At 66.7% G+C, this 18,630-nt stretch carries 17 protein-coding genes; 9 read left to right on the top strand and 8 right to left on the bottom strand.

What is annotated here, in order from left to right:
- Positions 1-30 precede the first annotated feature (30 nt).
- The 3 genes from WDM91_03895 to WDM91_03885 are packed head-to-tail and all read right to left on the bottom strand — an operon-like array spanning position 31 to position 2,131.
- Positions 31-990 carry a hypothetical protein gene (locus WDM91_03895; GenBank protein ID MEI9993717.1) on the bottom strand — a complete coding sequence of 320 codons (960 nt, stop codon included), beginning with the start codon at positions 988-990 and terminating at the stop codon, positions 31-33.
- On the bottom strand, positions 987-1,505 hold the full coding sequence (locus WDM91_03890; protein MEI9993716.1) for a protein-tyrosine phosphatase family protein: 519 nt from the start codon (positions 1,503-1,505) through the stop codon (positions 987-989). The genes WDM91_03895 and WDM91_03890 overlap by 4 nt, the downstream gene beginning before the upstream one ends.
- A gap of 38 nt (positions 1,506-1,543) precedes the next feature.
- A complete protein-coding gene (locus WDM91_03885) occupies positions 1,544-2,131 on the bottom strand; it encodes an HD family hydrolase (protein MEI9993715.1) in 588 nt (195 codons plus the stop codon).
- Between the two features lie 142 nt (positions 2,132-2,273).
- Between WDM91_03885 and WDM91_03880 the strand changes: the two genes are divergently transcribed.
- Together WDM91_03880 and WDM91_03875 are read left to right on the top strand one after the other, a co-directional pair.
- Positions 2,274-4,679, top strand: coding sequence for an ATP-binding protein (locus tag WDM91_03880; GenBank protein ID MEI9993714.1), 2,406 nt, complete (start codon positions 2,274-2,276; stop codon positions 4,677-4,679).
- Between the two features lie 53 nt (positions 4,680-4,732).
- Positions 4,733-5,599: a universal stress protein gene (locus WDM91_03875; GenBank protein MEI9993713.1), complete on the top strand. Its 867-nt coding sequence runs from the start codon at positions 4,733-4,735 to the stop codon at positions 5,597-5,599.
- A 65-nt stretch (positions 5,600-5,664) separates the two neighbouring features.
- Here the strand turns inward: WDM91_03875 and WDM91_03870 are convergent, their stop codons facing one another.
- Entirely contained in the window at positions 5,665-6,786 is a 1,122-nt protein-coding gene (locus tag WDM91_03870; protein MEI9993712.1) for a beta-ketoacyl-ACP synthase III, read from the bottom strand.
- Between the two features lie 144 nt (positions 6,787-6,930).
- Here WDM91_03870 and WDM91_03865 point away from each other — a divergent pair, with 144 nt between their 5' ends.
- Genes WDM91_03865 through WDM91_03845 form a run of 5 tightly spaced genes read left to right on the top strand, consistent with a single transcriptional unit; the run spans position 6,931 to position 11,701 of the window.
- Entirely contained in the window at positions 6,931-8,274 is a 1,344-nt protein-coding gene (locus WDM91_03865; protein MEI9993711.1) for a PAS domain-containing sensor histidine kinase, read from the top strand.
- 26 nt (positions 8,275-8,300) lie between these two features.
- Complete coding sequence (gene queC, locus WDM91_03860) at positions 8,301-8,993, top strand: 7-cyano-7-deazaguanine synthase QueC (protein MEI9993710.1); 693 nt, start codon at positions 8,301-8,303, stop codon at positions 8,991-8,993.
- Positions 8,990-9,619, top strand: a complete 630-nt coding sequence (gene queE, locus WDM91_03855) for a 7-carboxy-7-deazaguanine synthase (protein ID MEI9993709.1) — start codon at positions 8,990-8,992, stop codon at positions 9,617-9,619. Before queC ends, queE begins: the two co-directional genes overlap by 4 nt.
- A 28-nt stretch (positions 9,620-9,647) precedes the next feature.
- On the top strand, positions 9,648-10,778 hold the full coding sequence (locus tag WDM91_03850) for a tetratricopeptide repeat protein (protein MEI9993708.1): 1,131 nt from the start codon (positions 9,648-9,650) through the stop codon (positions 10,776-10,778).
- Complete coding sequence (locus WDM91_03845; GenBank protein MEI9993707.1) at positions 10,775-11,701, top strand: pepsin/retropepsin-like aspartic protease family protein; 927 nt, start codon at positions 10,775-10,777, stop codon at positions 11,699-11,701. The genes WDM91_03850 and WDM91_03845 overlap by 4 nt, the downstream gene beginning before the upstream one ends.
- Here WDM91_03845 and WDM91_03840 read toward each other — a convergent pair whose 3' ends face one another.
- Both WDM91_03840 and WDM91_03835 read right to left on the bottom strand, forming a co-directional pair.
- Positions 11,702-13,234 carry a sulfatase-like hydrolase/transferase gene (locus WDM91_03840; protein ID MEI9993706.1) on the bottom strand — a complete coding sequence of 511 codons (1,533 nt, stop codon included), beginning with the start codon at positions 13,232-13,234 and terminating at the stop codon, positions 11,702-11,704. It abuts the gene before it with no gap.
- Positions 13,235-13,284: 50 nt separating this feature from the next.
- Positions 13,285-13,881, bottom strand: a complete 597-nt coding sequence (locus WDM91_03835; GenBank protein MEI9993705.1) for a nitroreductase — start codon at positions 13,879-13,881, stop codon at positions 13,285-13,287.
- A gap of 166 nt (positions 13,882-14,047) precedes the next feature.
- Here WDM91_03835 and cysE point away from each other — a divergent pair, with 166 nt between their 5' ends.
- Entirely contained in the window at positions 14,048-14,869 is an 822-nt protein-coding gene (cysE, locus tag WDM91_03830) for a serine O-acetyltransferase (GenBank protein ID MEI9993704.1), read from the top strand.
- A 150-nt stretch (positions 14,870-15,019) separates the two neighbouring features.
- Here cysE and WDM91_03825 read toward each other — a convergent pair whose 3' ends face one another.
- Entirely contained in the window at positions 15,020-16,261 is a 1,242-nt protein-coding gene (locus WDM91_03825) for an FAD-binding oxidoreductase (protein MEI9993703.1), read from the bottom strand.
- 99 nt (positions 16,262-16,360) lie between these two features.
- Between WDM91_03825 and WDM91_03820 the strand changes: the two genes are divergently transcribed.
- Positions 16,361-16,591, top strand: a complete 231-nt coding sequence (locus WDM91_03820; GenBank protein MEI9993702.1) for a DUF3126 family protein — start codon at positions 16,361-16,363, stop codon at positions 16,589-16,591.
- A 156-nt stretch (positions 16,592-16,747) separates the two neighbouring features.
- On the opposite strand, the gene recQ is transcribed toward WDM91_03820, so the two are convergent.
- A complete protein-coding gene (gene recQ / locus WDM91_03815) occupies positions 16,748-18,574 on the bottom strand; it encodes a DNA helicase RecQ (GenBank protein ID MEI9993701.1) in 1,827 nt (608 codons plus the stop codon).
- Between the last annotated feature and the right edge of the window lie 56 nt (positions 18,575-18,630).

Raw genomic sequence — 18,630 nt, 5'->3', positions numbered from 1 at the left:
GTGGTTGCATCCGAGGTCCGTCCGTACTGCTTATGCCTTGCGGCTCCGCAATCTCACGCCGGGTGCCGGGCGCTCGCGCAAGACTTCACGGCGGAACCGGAAAAGCTCCGCCGGGCGTCCGCGTCCCTTGGCGGCAAACCTTCCGGTGCCTTCGACCAAGCCTTGGTCTTCCATCAGGCGGCGGAAATTCTGCTTGTGCAGGCGGATGCCGGAGATCGCTTCGACGGTCCTCTGCAACTCCAGGAGCGTAAAGCCGGGCGGCATCAGCTCGAATACGACGGGGCGATATTTCATCTTGCCGCGCAGCCGCGCGATCGCGGTCGCCAGGATACGACGGTGGTCGAACATCATGCTGACGCCGAGCGCAGGTTGCGTCTTGCTCGCCGGCAGACGGCCGTCCCGCATCGCCTCGCGCACGAGGCCGGCTTCGTAGAGCAGTTCATAGCGTTCGAGGACCTTCTCCTCGTCCCAGGCGAGTCCATCGAAGCCGAAGCAGAGCCGGATGCGCTCGCGGCGCTGCTCCGACGCTTCGGTGCCGGTCGCGGCTTTCGCGAATTGGCGCAGTGCAGGAGCGATGACGCTGTCGATCACCGCCGGTTTGGCGTCGCGCCAGTCCTCCCATGGGAAGTAGCGATACCAGTCGCTCCACTGCGTATCGGGGCTTTTGCGCTCGCCGGCCTGGCGGGTCAGCGCGAGATAGCCGACCGAGACGACGCGGGCGCCTTCGTCGGGCGTCGGCAGGTGCCGGCCGCGATCGCCGAAGGTATAGAGCTGTTCGGCGTAGCCGAGATCGAGCGCGGTCTGCTCGCCGACCCATTTGCGCAAGCCGCTGTCGAGGGTGCGGTGGTTCAGCGGATCGAACGGACCGAAGGGCAGGGCGTCCTCACCGCCCGGATGGCGCACGATGAGGACGCTGGGCCGCTCATCGGCGACCGAGACGATCGCGGCAGACAGTCCGATGCTGACGACGTGTTCCGGCTTCGCGCTCACAGGCCCACCAGCGGAAATTCGACAAGCTCGCCTTCGGCCACCATCTTGCCGGCACCGATGTCCTTGATGGCCTCAACCATACGGCCTTGGCGGCCAAGCAGATCGTCGGCGTGCCGGACGAGCAGCGCGTTGGGGTAGGCGTGCGGCGCTCGGGCCCGGATGGCCCTGGCGGCATAGAGTTCGCTGCCGCGGCCCAGACGGTCGCACAGGACGATATAAGCCGCCGCCATGGAGCGGCTGATCCCGGCCCAGCAATGGATCAGGATGGGGTCCTCGGCCGACCAGGCGCGGACGAAATCGAGCAGCGACTCGACATGACGGCGATCCGGCGGCGTGTCGCCAGCGCTAACATCGATGATGTCGTTCATGCCGATGCGCAGATGGCGCTCGCGCGGAAACCCCGCCGGGGTCTCGATCATATGGTCGGGCGAAAGCAACGTCACCAGATGCGACGGCCGGTGCAGCCGTATCGTGTCCGGGACGGCGGAGAGCGGCGTGACGAGGATGCGTGACATGGTCCTTGCTACCGCGGGAAGGTGACGGGAGGAAGGCTTTAGACTGCCAGTTTTTTGAACCTGTCCAGGAATTGGGCTTGAGCGTCGGCGGTCGCCAGAGGCACCAGTCGGGGGGCCCGCATGGCAGGCGGTGGAACGACGAAGAGCTTGCGGGCGACGTCCAGCTCGAACCCGGCAAGCTGTGTGGCTTCGAAATAGGCGGCCATCAGATCGGCCTTCTTGAAAAGCTTTCCGAGTATCGGCGGCAGCGCTGCCGGCAGCCCGAACCGGAGATGGATCGCTGCTTGAAGTCTATTCTCCAAGGCTTTGTAATCAATACCAATTGCGACTTTGAAAGGGGATATGAGGTCGCCGATGACATACTCCGGTGCATCATGCAGCAGAGCCGCCAGCCGGGCTTCCCGGGTCAAGCCGGGGCGCAAATCCGCCGTGAGGCGCTCGACCAGGACGCAATGCTGGGCCACCGAGAACGCGTGATCGCCCTTGGTCTGGCCGTTCCAGCGCGCGACCCGGGCCAGACCATGGGCGATGTCCTCGATCTCGACGTCCAGCGGCGAGGGGTCGAGAAGATCGAGACGGCGGCCGCTCAGCATGCGCTGCCAGGCGCGGGGGGGATCCTTGGGCATCGGGTCCTGACGGGTTGAAGGCCGGGTTTAGCGAAACCGGACGGCGTGCGCGAGGGGCGGCTTGGAGCTTGCAGGATCGCTTCCCGGAACAGGGGATCCGTGCCGAAAAGGGGCGGAAAACCCTGACGCATGTGGGGATTTGATGCGCGTTAAGCCTCTGGACGCGGAAAGGCTGCGACTGGTCACCAATCCGGCGCGGCTGCCCTTCGAGACGACGGGCGAGCTGCGGGAGCCGACCGGTCCTGTGGGGCAGGAGAGGGCGATGCGGGCGCTCCATTTCGGGGCGGGCATGGCACAGCCCGGCTACAACATCTTCGTCAGCGGCCAGCCCGGCAGCGGCAAGCGCGATGCGGTGAAGCGGGCGTTGGAGCGCCTGGCGGCGGCCATGCCGGCCCCGCCGGATGTCGCTTATGTCCACGACTTCGCGCAACCACATCGCCCGAAGGCCTTGCGCTTTGCCGCCGGAGACGGGGCGCGCTTCAAGGCGGCGCTGGCGGAATTCGTGACGGCGCTCAGAGGCGCGATGCCGCGCTTGTTCGACAGCCCGGATTATCGCGCGCAACGCGCCGCGCTGGAGCAGGAATTCCATCGCGCCACCGAGGCGGCAGTGCTCGGGCTCAAAAAGAGCGCCGAGACGGAGGGATTGGGACTGGTCGAGCGCGGCGAAGGGCGGTTCGACTTCAAGCCCATGCGCGACGGACTGCCGGTCTCCGACGAGGATTACCGCCGCCTGCCGAAGTTCGAGCGCGATCGGTTGGCGGCAAAGGCGACGGAACTGCGCGGCCTGCTCGACAAGGCGATGGAGCAGAATGACGGGCTGCGCCGGCGCATCGTGGAGAAGGTGCGGGCGCTGGATCGCGAACGCGGCGAACGCGAGATCGCCAGGCTCATCGCGCCGCTCGCGCAAAGTTTCGCGCAGCACCGCGAGGCGCATGGGCATCTTGCTTGCGTTTACAAGGACGTGCTGACGCATGTCGACGCACTGCAAGCTCTGGCACGTGGCGAGGCAGACGAACGGCTTCGGCGCGAAGGCATGCCGTTTTATCGCTATGAGGTGAATCTCGTGGTCGACCACACGATGGCCAAAGGTGCGCCGGTGGTGATGCTGGCGCTTCCTTCGCTCGCGCATCTGATCGGCAAGGTCGAGCATGTGCCGGTGTTGATGACGGCGTTGACGGATTTCCGGCACATCCGGGCGGGTGCATTGCATCAAGCCAATGGCGGCTTCCTGCTGATCGACGCGATGGATCTGTTCCGCCAGGAAGCGGCATGGGAATGCCTGAAGCGCGCGCTGAAGGCACGGCGGGTGAAGATCGAGAGCCTTGCCGACGTGTTCGACCGCAATCCGGCGGTGACGTTGCAGCCGGAGCCGTTGACGCTGGATATCAAGATCGTGCTGATCGGCGAGGCCTGGGCCTATCACCGGCTCTGCCAGATCGATCCGGACTTCGCCGAACTGTTCAAGGTGCAGGCGGATTTCTCGGCCACGGCAGCGCGGGACGATGAAAATTGCGCGGCGCTGATGGCGGCCATGGCCTCCATCGCCCGGGCGGACGGGCTGAAGCAGCTGGACCGCGGCGGCGCCGCGCGGCTGGTCGACGAAGCCTCGCGGCTGGCGGGCGATGCCGAGAAGATTTCGGTCCGCACCGGGCGGCTCGCCGATCTGCTTCGCGAGGGGGATCACTATGCGGCCCTCGAAGGCCGCACATTGATCGCGGCCGAGGATATCGCGTGCGCCGTGGCGGCGAAGGAAGATCGTGCGGGGCGCCTCAAGGCGCTCGAACAGGAGCTGATCCAGCGGCGCATCCTTTTCATCGACACGGACGGCGCGAAGGCGGGCCAGGTGAATGGCCTCACCGTTCTGAGCGCGGCGGGCTTTGCCTTCGGCATGCCGGCGAGGATCACGGCGCAAGTCGCGCCGGGCGAAGGCCGGATCGTCGATATCGAACGGGTCGCGAAGTTCAGCGGCCCATCGCATGTCAAAGGCATGCAGATCCTGTCCGGCTATCTGAACGGCGCGTACGCGATCGGACGGCCGCTTTCGATTTCGGCGAGCGTGGCGTTCGAGCAATCCTATGGTCCGATCGACGGCGACAGCGCATCGGCCGCCGAGCTGATCGCGATCCTCTCGGCGATCGCCGGCGTGCCGGTGAAGCAGGGGATCGCGATCACGGGCTCGATCAACCAGCACGGCCAGATGCAGCCGATCGGCGGCGCGAACGAGAAGATCGAGGGCTTCTACGACATCTGTGCGGCGCGCGGGCTGCGCGGCGGGCATGGTGCGATCATCCCGAAGGCCAACGCGGTCTCGCTGATGCTGCGGGACGAGGTCGTCCGGGCGGCACATTCGGGTCGTTTTGCGGTCTATGCCGTCGAAACGGTGGATGACGCCATCGAGATCCTCACCGGCATGACGGCCGGGGCACGGCGCCGGAATGGCAGCTTTCCGCGCGGCAGCTTCAACCGCCGGGTGCGCGACAGGCTGATCGATTTCGCGCGGCCGCGGCTGCTCAAGCCGGTGCACCTTGACGGCTGGTGGCGGTTCTAGGAACTCTGCGCTCCAGCTCCGCGTTCCCGCGGAACGACCGAAAGGCGCTGCAGATGACGATTGCGAAAATTCTCGCCCCGCTGACCGGCGGCGGCCGCGACGCCGCCGTGCTCGCCAGCGCGTTCGCCGCCGCCAAGCCGTTCAACGCGCATGTCGCCGCGCTGTTCGTGCGTCCGGACGCAATGGAAGCGGTGCCCTTCTACGGCGAGAGCGCCTCCGCCGCCGTCATGCAGGAGATCGCCGACGCATCGAAAAAGGCCGCGGACGAGGCGTCGGGCTTGGCGCACGCGGCGTTGGCCGCTGCCGCGAACGCGGCCGGCGCGGAGATTATCGAGAGGCCGGAGCGACGCGATGTTGTGGCGGCCTCGTTCCGCGAAGTCCTCGGCAATTTCGCGGACCAGGTCACGCTCGCGGCGCGGCTCTCCGATCTCGTCGTGTTCGGCGCGCTGGCCGAAGGCGACCGCGCCGGGCTGACCGAAGCGTTCGAAGCGACCTTGCTGGAGACCGGGCGCCCGGTGCTGTTGACCCCGCAGGCGGCGCCGGCCGGCTTTTGCCGGAAAATCGCACTGGCCTGGAACGAGAGCGTCGCATCGGCCCATGCCGTCACGGCGTCCCTGCCGTTCCTGGAATGCGCCGACAGCGTCGAGATCCTCGCCGTCACGCGCGCCAAGGATGAGACGATCGATTGCGACGAGTTGTGCACCTATCTCAAGCTGCGCGGCATCGAGGCGGGGCGCCGGCTGGTCGATGCCGGAAGCCGGCCGGTCGGGGACGTGCTGCTCGAGGAAGCAGCCAAGGGCGGCGCGGGGATGCTGGTGGCGGGCGGCTACGGCCATAGCCGGCTGCGGGAAATGTTCTTCACGGGCGTGACCCGGCACGTGGTCAACCGCTCCGGCATGCCGCTGTTCCTGGTGCACTAAGCACGCGTCCGGCAAGTCGCCTGGTGTCTTACGGCGACGTCTCGTTCCCGACGGCGAGAATCCAACTACAACTTCTTCAAGATCACGCTGCCGGCCGAATAGCCCGCGCCGAAGGAGCAGAGCAGGCCCGTATCGCCGCGTTCGAGGTCGGCGCTGTATTTGTGGAAGGCGATGATCGAGCCGGCCGACGACGTGTTGGCATATTCGCCCAGGATGTTCGGCGCTTCCCCCGGCAGTGGATCGCGACCCAGGACGCGGCGGGCGATCATCTCGTTCATCCCGAGATTGGCCTGGTGCAGCCACAGGCGCTTGAGCGACGCCGGCGCGATGCCGTTGTCGGCCAGATGGCCGGTGATCAGCTCCGCCACCATCGGTACGACTTCCTTGAAGACCTTGCGGCCCTCCTGGACGAACAGCTTGTCGGCCTGGCCGACGCCTTCCGGCGCGGCGCGGTTGAGGAAGCCGAAATTGTTGCGGATGTTGTTGGAGAATTTTGTCTTCAGCCGCGTCGCGACGATCTCCCAGGAATTGCCGCCTTGGGCCGTATCGCGGCGCTCGACCACGAAGGCCGTGGCGACGTCGCCGAAGATGAAATGGCTGTCGCGGTCGCGGAAGTTGAGATGGCCCGAACAGATCTCCGGATTGCACACCAGGATCGCACGGGCATGGCCATTGGCGACCATGTCGGCGGCGGTCTGCAGTGCGAAGGTCGCCGACGAGCAGGCGACGTTCATGTCGAAGCCGAAACCCTCGATCCCCAGCGCGTCCTGGACCTCGACCGCCATGGCGGGATAGGCGCGCTGCATATTGGAGGCGCCGACCAGGACGCCGTCGATGTCGGCCGGCGTGCGGTCGGCGGCTTTGAGCGCATCGCGGGCGGCGGTCACGGCCATCTCGGCGAGGACCGAGATCTGGTCATTGGGCCGTTCGGGAATGCGGGGGCACATGATCGCGGGATCGAGCACGCCCGCCTTGTCGACGACATAGCGCGCCTTGATGCCGGACGCCTTGACGATGAATTCGGCGGACGATTCGGTAAGGGCGGCCATTTTGCCGGCGGCGATGGCTTCGGCATTCGCCGCATTGGCGGCGCGGACATAGGTGTTGAACGACGCCACGAGCTCGTCGTTCGAGATCGAATTGGGCGGCGTATAGAGGCCGGTGCCGCTTACGGCTAACGCTGTCACGCGAGCCATCCCCTTGAAACCCTTGGCCAGAAGCTGGCGCAGCGCCGGGACAAAGGCAAGCAATTCACCATTTGATAAACCCGTCATTCAGACATTCCGCCTAGAAAGGCTGGCGCGTTTTGCAGTGCGATATCGATGGTCAGCGTGGAACTAGCCCGGACCGACCTGCCGGCGGCTCAGCCGCGGCCGGCGCTTGCCTCTGCCTTGCTGGCGCTGGCGGGCGGGGTTCTGCTCGGCCTGGTGACGACGAGCGCGCCCCGGGGCGAGGCCTGGGCCGGGATTGCGATCCTAACCCTTCTCAGCACCGCCATTTTCGCCCTCAGCCGCGTGTCGCAAGGCCCGGACGGGCGGCGGCCAGGGCGCGAAACGAGTTATCGGGCGTTTTTCGAGCAGTCCATCGAAGGGATTTTCCGGACCTCGCCGGACGGGCGCTATATCGACGCCAATCCGGCGCTGGCGCGGATTTATGGCTATCCGAGTCCTGCTGCGCTGATGTCCGGCCTCACCAATATCGCCGACCAGCTCTATGTCGATCCGGCCCGCCGGGCGCAGTTCCAGGCGCAGATGCAGGCGAACGATCAGGTCAGCGCCTTCGAATCCGAAATCCGCAGGCGTGATGGCACGACGATCTGGATATCGGAGAATGCCCGCGCCGTGCGCGACTGGACCGGACGCGTCGTTTGCTACGAGGGCATGGTGGAGGACGTGACGGCCCGCTACGCCGCGCAGCGCGCCCTGCGCGAAGCCCTGGCGCGGGCGGAGGAGGCGAACCGCTCCAAGAGCGCCTTCCTGGCCGCGATGAGCCACGAGCTGAAAACGCCGCTGAACGCGGTGCTGGGCTTTTCGGAGATCATCAAGGACGAAGTGCTGGGTCCGATCACGCCGCCCACCTATCGTGCCTATGCCGGCGACATCCATGCGAGCGGGACCAAGCTGCTGGCGATCATCTCGGACGTGCTGGACGTGGCGCGCCTGTCCGGCGGCGCATTGACGCTGCAGGCGCGGCCCTATCCGGTGGCAGTCCTGGCAGAAGAGGCCGTGACGCTGGCGCGGATCGCGACGAAGGATCAACGGGAAGTCCGCCTCGAGATTGCTGCCGGATTGCCGCAGGTCGAGGCCGACCCGCAGAGGCTGCGCCAAAGCCTCACCAATCTCCTGAGCAATGCGCTGAAGTTCACGCCGGAGGGGGGGACCGTGGCGCTACGGGCCTGGCAAGAGGCCTCGGGCGGCGTCTCACTGGCGGTGGTCGATACGGGAATCGGGATGGACCGCGAGAAGATCGCGGCGGCGCTGGAACCGTTCCGCCAGCTCGACGGCTCCCTGGCGCGGCGGTTCGAGGGCGCGGGGCTCGGGCTTTCCATCGCCAAGTCCCTGGTCGAGCTGCATGGCGGCGCGCTGGCCATCGAGAGCGCAGTCGGTGCCGGCACCACGGTGACCGTGGCTTTGCCGCCCGTCCGCACGATCGCACACCGGGCGCTTGCGAGCTGAGGCCTCCCTTCTGTACAAGCCGCGAGATGACCGGCGCCACCGCACTTGTGCTGTTTTCCGGCGGACAGGACTCCACGACCTGTCTCGCCTGGGCGCTTGCGCGCTTTGCCCATGTCGAGACCGTCGGGTTCGATTACGGCCAGCGGCATATCGCCGAGCTCGCGGCACGACCCCATCTGCTCGAGGCCTTGCGCGGATTCACGACCTGGTCCGGAACGCTGGGCGAGGATCATGTCTTGCCGATCGACACGCTGAAAGCGATCGGCGGAACGGCGCTGACGGATGACGTGGCGATCGAGATGGGCGGCAATGGATTGCCGACGACCTTCGTTCCGGCGCGCAACCTGATGTTCCTCAACGCGGCCGCGGCGCTGGGCTATCGACGCGGGATTTCGGACCTGGTCGGCGGGATGTGCGAGACCGACTTCTCCGGCTACCCCGACTGCCGCGACGAGACCATTCAGGCGACCGCGAAGTCGCTCTCGCTCGGCTTGGCGCGCGAGACGCGCATCCACACGCCCTTGATGTGGATCGACAAGGCGGCGACGTGGAAGCTGGCGGAGGAACTGGGCGGCACGAAGCTGATCGAGCTGATCGTGCGCGAGACGGTCACCTGCTACCATGGCGATCCGTCGGTGCATGACTGGGGCCGGGGCTGCGGAATTTGTCCGGCCTGCGAGCTGCGCGCCAACGGCTACGCCAAGTACCGCGCGGCATGACCTATTCGGTCAAGGAGATTTATTACACGCTGCAGGGCGAAGGGGCGCAGGCGGGACGCGCCGCGGTGTTCCTGCGCTTCGCGGGCTGCAATCTGTGGAGCGGATTGGAGCGCGACCGTGCGAATGCGACATGCCGCTTCTGCGATACGGATTTCGTCGGCACCGATGGGCCGGGCGGCGGGAAGTTCGCCGATGCGGAGGCGCTCGCCGACGCCGTCGCGGCGCAGTGGCCGGGAGGCGGCAAGCCTTATGTCGTGTGCACTGGCGGCGAGCCGCTGCTGCAGCTCGACGCGGCGGCGACCACGGCGCTGCACGCCCGTGGCTTCGAGATCGGGATAGAGACGAACGGCACGCAGGAGCCGCCTCCGGGCATCGACTGGATTTGCGTCAGCCCCAAGGCAGGTGCCGAACTGGTGCTCCGGCGCGGCAACGAGTTGAAGCTGGTCTATCCGCAAGCGGGCGCGGAGCCGGAGCGGTTCGCGGGCCTGGCCTTCGATAATTTCTTCCTGCAGCCGATGGACAACGCGGCACGCGACGCCAACACGGCGGCGGCGACGGCATATTGTCTTGCCAAGCCACAATGGCGTTTGAGCCTGCAAACCCATAAGCTGATCGGCATACGCTGAACCCCGGGGGCGGGGGATTGAGGCTGTCGTGGCGGGAGCGCGTCTTGTCCATGCGGGGCTTGGTTGGGCGCTATGCTGCGGCATGGCGCTCGCGAGCGGCTATTCGGACTTCAATGCCGGGATCGCGCTGCGCGGCCGCGACGATGCGCTGGCGGTTGCCAGGTTCACCGCGGCGCTGGCCGATCCCAACCTGCCGGCCAATCTGCATGCTGTCGCGCTCTATGATCGGGCCGACGCCTATGCCCGGCTCGGCAAGACCGATCTGGCGCTCGCCGACTACAGCGCAAGCCTCGCGCTGCAGCCGAGCTACGATGCCTACATAGACCGCGCCAAGCTGAATTTTCTCGCCGGCACCATCGAGCCGGCACTCAAGGATCTGTCCGACGCTGCGTCGCTGCGGCCCGACCTTTTGGAGGCGCGGGTGCTGCGGGTGGCTCTGCTGGTCGAGAACGACAGGTTCGCGGAGGCGCTGGCCGACGAGGCGACTCTGATCCAGATGGAGCCGAATGAACCCGGACTCTATGTGCTGCGCTCCGCGGCCTACCGCCGAACCGGCGACTACGACGCCGCACGCAAGGACGCGGACATGGCCATCGCGCTCAAACCATCCGACCCTGCCGGCTATTTTGCGAAGGCCTCCGCCTTTGAAGCGCAGGGCCGTCTCGACGATGCGCTGGCCGCGATCGGCATCGCGCTGCAGAAATCCCGTCGCAACCTGTTCGCACAGATGCAAAAGGGAATCCTGCTCTGGGAACAGAAGAAGTTCGAGGACGCGGAGCAGGCTTTCATCGATGCGCAAGGCCTGGCCCCCGATTTCGGCTATGCACAGCTGTGGCGCACCATCGCGCATCGCGCCGCGCACCCCGAAGAGAGCGATCCGCCCCCGGCGGCCGGCAAGCTGGACATGGCGGTATGGCCCGCGCCGCTCGCCGCGCTCTATGACGGCGCGGCCACGCCGGCCCAGGTCGCGGCCGCGGCGGCCGCCGCCACGCCGGCCGACCGCCGGCTTCATCTCTGCGAGGCCGACTTTTACGTCGCGCAATGGCATCTGATGAACGGGCGCCCCGCCGCGGGGCGCAAAGGGCTCGATAAAGCGGTGCATGACTGCCCTTATGACGCCGTGGAGCGCGCCGCCGCCATCGCGCAGGAGCGGCCATGAACGTCCCGCGCCTCGCTCTTGCCGGACTCACGTTGTCGTTGCTGGGCACAGCTCCAGCGATGGCCGAGTCCAGGCTCTGTCAGATGCCGCTCGAAGCGTCGCTGGACATGACGACGGAAGCGGACGGAGAGGTCTCGGTGCCGGTCACCGTCTCCGGTCTGGCCGGTCAGATGCTGATCGACACCGGCGGAGTGCAGACCATCCTCGGTAGGACCGTGGCCCGGCGCCTCGCTCTCGGCATCCAACCGTCAGCCAACACCTATATGCTGTTCGGCGGCGTGCGCCTGCAAGAGTTGGCGACGGCACATGAGCTCATACTCGGGAGGCTCAAGGCGAAAGAGATTCCGTTGCTGCTGGCGCCGCCGGCGTCGCTGCACAACGACGACATCGGAATTCTCGCGCCGGACATCATGTCGAACTACGATGTCGAGCTCGATTTCGCGGCCGGGAAGTTCAACCTGTTCCAGCACTTTTCCTGTTCCGGCACGCCGGTCTATTGGACCAAGGAACCCGTCGCGACGGTACCCTTCAAGCACGATTTCGAAGACCATATCATGATTTCGATCGCGCTCGACGGCCAGGAGGTGACGGCCGGCGTCGACACCGGCGCGGACCGTTCGACCATGACCCTCGCGGCGTTTCGCGAATTGTTCGGCAAGGGGCCGGACGAACCGGCGCTGAGCGTGGTCGGCAAGATATCGATCAACGGCACGCGGGCGATGCGGATATTCCGCTATTCCTTCCAGGCCCTGAACTTCGAAGGCATCCGGGTGCAGAAGCCCAATATCGACATCGTGGAGACCGATCGCCTGGACGATCGGGCGCCGAAGATCATTCTCGGCGTCGAGACCTTGCGGCAGCTTCACATGTACATCGCCTATGACGCGCGCAAGATCTATTTCACCGCGGCCGAGGCACGGTAGTCAGACAAAGGTCTCGACCTTGCGGCGGCGGGTGTCGCCCTTGGGCGTGCGGGCGCGCAGATCGGCGAGCAAGTCCGCTTTCATGCCGGCGGCCGAAGGCTCGTTCCACAGATTGCGCCACTGCTTCGGATCGTTCTCGAGGTCGTAGAGCTCGCCTTCGTCGCCTTCGTAGATCGCGGTCTTGCCATAGGCGGTGATGGTCCAGCCGTCGCGGTGCAGGGTTCGCAGCGAGACCGAGACGCCTTCGAACTCGCTGTCCCATTCGGTGAAGACCGCTTCGCGCTTCGACGCGCCCGAACTGTCGCGGGGCAGGGCGGCGCCTTCCATCCAGTCCGGCACGGGCGCGCCGGCGATCTCGCAGAAGGTCGGCGCGAAATCGACCTGGCCCACGGGTGCTTCGAGCATCGCGGGCGCGACCTTGGCGTTGGGCGCGGGGCGCCAGATCAGCGGCAGGCGCATCAGGCTGTCGACATGGTGTGGACCTTTGAACAGCAGGCCGAAATCGCCCTGGAACTCGCCATGGTCGGTGGAGAAGAGCACGTCGGTGTCGCCGTCCCAGCCGCGCGTGCCGATATGCGCCATCACCCGGCCGACCGCGTCGTCGATCAGCTCGTTCTTGATGTGGGTCATCGCGTCGATCTCGCGCAGCTGGTCGGTCGTCAGCGTCGCGGGCACCCAGCGCGGCGGCGCCTCATAGCAGGTGACGCGCTTGCCGCTCCACCAGTCGCGCCAGTGATGCGGCTTGCCGGAGAGGATCGCGTCGATCTTCTCAGGGCTGCCGGGATAGCCGTCCGGCACCGGCAAATCGCGCCAGTCGTGGCGGTGGAGCTCCTCCTGTGGCGGGTCCCAGGGATGGTGTGGGTCGGGGAAGCTCATCCAGACGAACCAGTCTTCGCCGGCATCGAGGCTGTCGAGATAGGCGATGGTGCGGTCGGCGACCCAGTCGGTGTGGTAGAGGCCGCGCGGCGTCGCATTGTGCTTGACCTGCACCGCATCGGTGTCGCCGCCGCCGAAGGAGTTCTGGTGGAAGTCCGGGCCGAGCACGGGATAGAAATTGTCGAGCATCTCGGGGTGCCGCTTCATCAGCCATTGCGGATAGTGCAGCGGCCCGCGCGCGCCATGCGAGGCGAGCTCCATATGGTCGAAGCCGCGATGCGGCCCGAAGGTGCCGGCACGGCCCATGCGGTTCTCGGCGAATTTGAGCTGCAGGTCGAGCATCGGCTCGAAATGCGCCTTGCCGATCAACGCGGTGCGGTAGTTCTTCGTCTCCTGCAGATGGCGCGCGACCGACGGCGCATCTTCGGGCAGCGGCACGCCGTTCATCCAGACGCCATGGGTGGTGACGTACTGCCCGGTGATCATGGTCGAGCGCGCCGGCATGCAGACCACGTTCTGCGCATGGCAGCGGGTGTAGTTGATCCCGGCCTTCGCCAGCGCATCGATATGCGGCGTGCGCGCGATCCTCTGGCCGTTCGCGCCGATGGCGTCGAAGCGCATCTGGTCGGTGGTGATGAAGAGGATCTTGCGGCCCATGCGTCTTTCCTTTTGCACCTCCCCCGCTGCGCGGTGGAGGAGCTTTCGAGCTAAAACCGGCTCACGATCTTGCTCATGTCCGGGCGCACGCGCTCTTCCAGCGTCACCGCGCTCGTACCGATATAGATGAAGCCCGCGATGCGTTCGCCGGGCTTGAGGCCGAGACGCTCTTTCACCAGGGGGTGGAAGGCGCACCATTCGGTCAGCCAGTTGGCCACGAAGCCCATCGCGTGGGCCGCGATCAGCAGGGTCTGGCAGACCGCGCCGGCGGAGAGGACCTGTTCCCATTCGGGGATCGGGATATTCTCGCGGGCGCGGCTGATCACGGCGACGACCACCGGGGCGCGCAGGAAACGGTGGCGCTCCTGGTCGAGTCGCTCGGGCGCCGTCTGCGGCTCGCTCTCCTTGAGCGCGGCGGCGAGCAATTCGCCTACGCGGCGTCGGGCATCGCCTTCGAAGATCACAAAGCGCCAGGGGAACAACTTGCCGTGGTCGGGCACGCGGGCCGACGCGGCCAGGATGGTGTCGAGCTGTTCCGGCGACGGACCTGGGCCCGTCATCGCCTTGGCCGAGCCCGAGCGGCGGCTGAGCAGGAGATCCAGTGCGTCGGGCGCGGGGCGATTCAGGGCTGGGGTTGTGGAGTCCATTGGCGGCCTATGCGAAAACGAGGGTTGGCGTGGCAGGTTAGAGACTTATTTAATGGACGGGAGCGGGGTTGCGCGACCCCTTTTGGGGGCCTTTTCACGCTTCCGACGCGTTGTTTTGTCATAATGGGGTGTCCGCTGGTATAAGGCGGCCCGTCTCGGAGCGAACATGGCCGTCACACGCGAAAAAGTCGCCACTTGCGATCCCATCTGGCACTTCCTGCGCGGGCAGGCCGAAGCCCTGGCTGAGCGCGAGCCGGCGCTGGCCAGCTTCGTCCACGCCATCGTGCTCAAGCATGAGCGGCTGGAGAGCGCGCTGTCCTATCATCTCGCCAAGAAGATCGGCTCGGACGATCTGTCGCCGATGATGATGCGCGAGATCTTCGACGAGGCGATGGCCGACGATCCGTCCATCGGCGATGCGATGCGCGCCGACCTGGCTGCGGTGTTCGACCGCGACCCGGCGTGCAAGGCGCATGTCGACGCCTTCTTGTTCTACAAGGGCTTCCAGGCGCTGCAATGCCATCGCTTCGCCCATTGGCTGTGGCGGCATGAACGTCGCGCCATGGCGCTGTTCATCCAGAGTCGTGTGTCGGAGCTGTTTCAGGTCGACATCCATCCGGCTGCCGCGATGGGCAAGGGCATCATGATCGACCACGCCACCGGCGTGGTGATCGGCGAGACGGCCGTGGTCGAGGACGACGTCTCGATCATGCAGGGCGTGACGCTGGGCGGCACCGGCAAGGAGACGGGCAACCGTCATCCGAAGGTGCGGCGCGGCGTGCTGATCTCGCTGGGCGCGAAGATCCTCGGCAATATCGAGATCGGCGAATATTCGCGGATCGGCGCTGGCAGCGTGGTGCTGCGCAACGTGCCGCCCGGCTGCACCGCGGTGGGCGTCCCGGCGCGCCTGACCAACTGCGCCGGAGGCGACCGGCCGTCGCAGGAGATGAACCAGGTCATCGAGGACGAAGACGCGAAGTCGGGGTGACGCACGCTGTTGTCATCCCCGGCTGAGCGATGCGTCAGCATCGCGAAGGGAAGGGGACCCAGGTACCCACACTTCCCAGGTTTAGACGCCTAGGTCCCCTTCCCCTCACGCCGCTTTGCGGCGTTCGGCCGGGGATGACAGCGGTGTGTGTTAAACCGCGTCCTTCCATTTCAACAGCGTCAGCGCCGCCGTCACCATCGGCTTGCGCAGCATCCGGCCGCCGGGGAATTTTTTCGGCGGGACCTTCGCGAGAATGTCGAAGCGGGTGGGGTCGCCCTGCGCGGCCTCCGCGAGTGCCTTGCCACCCAGCACCGACAGCGCGACGCCGTGGCCGCTATAGCCGTGGCCGAACAGGATACGTGGGCCCAGGCGGCCGAAATGCGGCATGCGGGTGCGGGTGATGCCGACCGTGCCGCGCCAGGCATATTCGATGGGAATGTCTTTCAGTGCCGGAAACACGCGGAGCAGGCGCGGACGCACCAGGGCGGCGATATTGGCGGGCGGATTCCAGTAGCTCTCGCGGCCGGCGAAGAGCAGGCGCCCGTCGGCGCTTTTGCGGTAGTAGTCGAGGACGTGGCGGGTGTCGGCGACCGCCGCGTCGCTCGGAAGGATGCCGGGACCGACCGGTGCGGTGGCGACGATGAAGCTCTCGACATGCGCGATGTAAGGCGCGAGCTGCGGCGCCAGCGCGGCGCTGAACGCGTCCGTCGCGAGCACGATGTGGTCGGCGCGGATCGTCCCGCCGGCGCAATGCACGGCGCCATCTTCCAGCGCGGTCGCTGGGCTCGCCTCGAACAGGGTCGCGCCTGCCTTTACCGCTTCGCGCGCCAGGCGGCGAGCGAATTTGAGCGGATGCAGATGGCCGCCGCCCGTGTCCAGCCGCGCCGCCGGATAGACCGGCGAACCCAGCGCGGTCCGGGCCGCATCGCGGTCGAGCATGCGCAGCTCGTCATAGGCGTAATGCGTCTTGAGATAGTCGGCATCTTCGGCGAGACCACACGCCGCGGCACGGTCGTGGGCCGCGAGGATCAGGCCGCGCTTCAGATCGCAGCCGCGCGCGCCCAGCGCGAAGACCAGCGCGCGGGCCTCCTCGCTCAACCGCCACAGATCGCGCGCGTGGGATTGGCCTAGCCAACGCTCGAGCGCCGCTTGTTCCTTGCGATGGCCGGGATGGATCTGGCCGCCATTGCGGCCCGACGCCGCGAAGCCGATCGTCTGCGCCTCGACCAGCGCCACCTTGGCGCCGGTGCGCGCGGCATGCAGCGCCGCCGACAGGCCGGTGAAGCCGCCGCCCACGACACAGAGATCGGCGCGCCATTCGCCGGTCAGGCGCGGTAGCGGCGGCAGCTTGTCGGCACTGGCGGCGTAATAGCCTCGTGGATCGGCACTCATGGGGGCTGCTTGCGCGAAGCACCGTATCGCGGTCAAGCTAGCGTCTTGACCCACCCGGCCCTGCGTGCGAGTTGAGCCCACCTTTCCAGGAGATTGCCGTTGACCCGCAGTGAAATCTGGCGCCTCGAAAAATACCTGCGCAACCTGTTCCGGCTGGACACGATCAGCATCGTGGAGCGGCCCAAGCAGGCGGATTCCGTCGAAGTGCAGGTCGCCGGCGAGTTCATCGGCGTGATCTTCAAGGACGAGGAAGACGGCGAGGTCTCCTACGCCTTCAACATGGCGATCCTCGAGATGGACCTGCCGGAACCGCCGGCAAGCCGGACGTAGAGTTTCACCTGCGCGGTGTGTCGCCTCCCCCTCGCGGGGAGGTCGACGCGCGCAGCCCGGCGGGCGAGCACGTCGGGTGGGGCTCTATCCGGATGGGCGTCCCCCACCCGGAAAATCGCTACGCGATTTTCCGACCTCCCCGCGAGGGGGAGGTCATTACAGCTCACTCGCCTCCCGTATCGCACGCAGGAACACCGTCCCGAACTCTTGCAGCTTCTTGGCGCCGACGCCGTTGACCTCGGCGAACTCAACTTCGTTTTGTGGGCGGCGCTGCGCCATGTCGGCGAGACTGCGGTCTGAGAAGATCACAAAGGCGGGAACTTGGCGCTGCTTGGCGAGGCGCAGGCGCAGGCTGCGCAGGATCGCGAGCAGGGAGGTCTCGTCGCTGCTGAGGGGCTGCGCAGCGCCGGCGTCCCGTGCCTTGCGGTCGGCGCGGCGCTCGCGGACGCGTTCGGGCGCGGGGCGGTGGCTGAAGCCGATCTCACCGCGCAGCAAGGCGTGGCCCTTGGCAGTGATCTCCATGCCGCCGTAGCCGGCGACGTCGAGATGCAGATAGTTTGCGGCGACGAGCTGGCGCAGCAAGGCCTGCCATTCTTCAGTCTTATGAGCGGCACCGCTGCCGAAGACGGCAAGGCGGTCATGCCCGGCGGCGGTGATCTTGTCGCCCTTCATGCCGCGCAGCACATTGGCGATGTGGACGGTGCCGTAACGCTCGCCGGTCTGCCGCACCGTCTCGAGCGCGGCGCGCGCCGTTGCGGTGGCGTCGACCAGCGTGCCGGGATCGGCGCAGAGGTCGCAATTGCCGCAAGGCTCGGCCTTCTCGCCGAAATAGGAAAGCAGGATCTGGCGGCGGCAGGAGGCTGCCTCGCAATAACCGATGAGGGCGCTGAGGCGCTGGTGCTCGCGGCGGCGGCGGTCCTCGCCGGCTTCCTCCTGCTCGATGAAGACGCGCCGCATGCGGATGTCGCCCAGGCCGAACAGCATATGCGCCTGCGCGGGCTCGCCGTCGCGGCCGGCGCGGCCAATCTCCTGATAATAGGCTTCGAGACTGCCGGGCAGGTCGGCGTGGAAGACGAATCGGACATCGGATTTGTCGATGCCCATGCCGAAGGCGATGGTTGCGACCATCACGATAGCGGGCTCGCTCATGAAGGTGTTCTGGTTGGCTTCACGCTCGGATTTGTCCATGCCCGCGTGATAGGCGAGGGCGCGGATGCCGTTCTCGATCAGCAGCGCTGCGGTCTCTTCGGTCTTCTTGCGCGACAGGCAATAGACGATGCCGCTTTTGCCGCGCTGGCCGCCCAGGAAAGCGAGGAGCTGCTTCTTCCACTCGTGCTTGGGCGCGACGGCAAGCCGGATATTGGGGCGGTCGAAGCCGAGAACGACCCTCTCAACCTTGCCCGCGAAGAGCCTGGCCGCGATGTCGCCGCGGGTGGCTTCGTCGGCGGTGGCGGTCAGGGCCGCGATCGGCACGCCGGGGAAGAGTTCGGACAGGCGCGCGAGCGCTTCGTATTCGGGGCGGAAGGCGGGACCCCATTGCGAGATGCAGTGTGCCTCGTCGACCGCGATGAGGCGGACGTCGAGCTTCGCCAGCGCGGCCAGCATCCGCTCGGTCATCAGCCGCTCGGGCGCCAGATAGAGCAGGCGGGTCTCGCCGGCGGCGGCGCGGCGCCAGGCCGCGACGTTCGAATCGCGATCCTGGGCGGAGTTGATCGAATCGGCCGCGACGCCCGCGAGGCGCAGCGCCGAAACCTGATCCTGCATCAGCGCGACCAACGGCGAAACGACGATGGTGAGCCCGCCCAGCACCAGCGCCGGCACCTGGAAACAGAGCGACTTGCCGGATCCCGTCGGCATCACGGTCAGAACGTTGCGGCCCGCAAGCAGGGCGTCCATCGCGGCTTCCTGGCCCGGCCGGAAGCGATCGAAGCCGAAAACGTCCTTCAGGACCTGCTCTTTGGCGGCGATGGGAAGGAGAGTCATTGCGCGAAACTGCCCGACGCGGCGGCGACAAGCAATCTCGCGCGCTTGAGCCGGAG

Origin of the sequence: Rhizomicrobium sp. (assembly GCA_037200385.1) — a bacterium.
Taxonomy (GTDB): Bacteria; Pseudomonadota; Alphaproteobacteria; order Micropepsales; family Micropepsaceae; genus Rhizomicrobium.
Note: the sequence above shows the minus strand (reverse complement) of the source record. Positions and strands in the feature narration are given on the sequence as shown.

Excerpts from the sequence above, each read along its gene's own strand:
- WDM91_03890 (MEI9993716.1), bottom strand. The coding sequence starts at position 1,505 with ATGTCACGCATCCTCGTCACGCCGCTCTCCGCCGTCCCGGACACGATA.
- WDM91_03885 (MEI9993715.1), bottom strand. The coding sequence starts at position 2,131 with ATGCCCAAGGATCCCCCCCGCGCCTGGCAGCGCATGCTGAGCGGCCGC.
- WDM91_03880 (MEI9993714.1), top strand. The coding sequence starts at position 2,274 with ATGCGCGTTAAGCCTCTGGACGCGGAAAGGCTGCGACTGGTCACCAAT.
- WDM91_03875 (MEI9993713.1), top strand. The coding sequence starts at position 4,733 with ATGACGATTGCGAAAATTCTCGCCCCGCTGACCGGCGGCGGCCGCGAC.
- queC (MEI9993710.1), top strand. The coding sequence starts at position 8,301 with ATGACCGGCGCCACCGCACTTGTGCTGTTTTCCGGCGGACAGGACTCC.
- queE (MEI9993709.1), top strand. The coding sequence starts at position 8,990 with ATGACCTATTCGGTCAAGGAGATTTATTACACGCTGCAGGGCGAAGGG.
- WDM91_03845 (MEI9993707.1), top strand. The coding sequence starts at position 10,775 with ATGAACGTCCCGCGCCTCGCTCTTGCCGGACTCACGTTGTCGTTGCTG.
- WDM91_03840 (MEI9993706.1), bottom strand. The coding sequence starts at position 13,234 with ATGGGCCGCAAGATCCTCTTCATCACCACCGACCAGATGCGCTTCGAC.
- WDM91_03835 (MEI9993705.1), bottom strand. The coding sequence starts at position 13,881 with ATGGACTCCACAACCCCAGCCCTGAATCGCCCCGCGCCCGACGCACTG.
- cysE (MEI9993704.1), top strand. The coding sequence starts at position 14,048 with ATGGCCGTCACACGCGAAAAAGTCGCCACTTGCGATCCCATCTGGCAC.
- WDM91_03825 (MEI9993703.1), bottom strand. The coding sequence starts at position 16,261 with ATGAGTGCCGATCCACGAGGCTATTACGCCGCCAGTGCCGACAAGCTG.
- recQ (MEI9993701.1), bottom strand. The coding sequence starts at position 18,574 with ATGACTCTCCTTCCCATCGCCGCCAAAGAGCAGGTCCTGAAGGACGTT.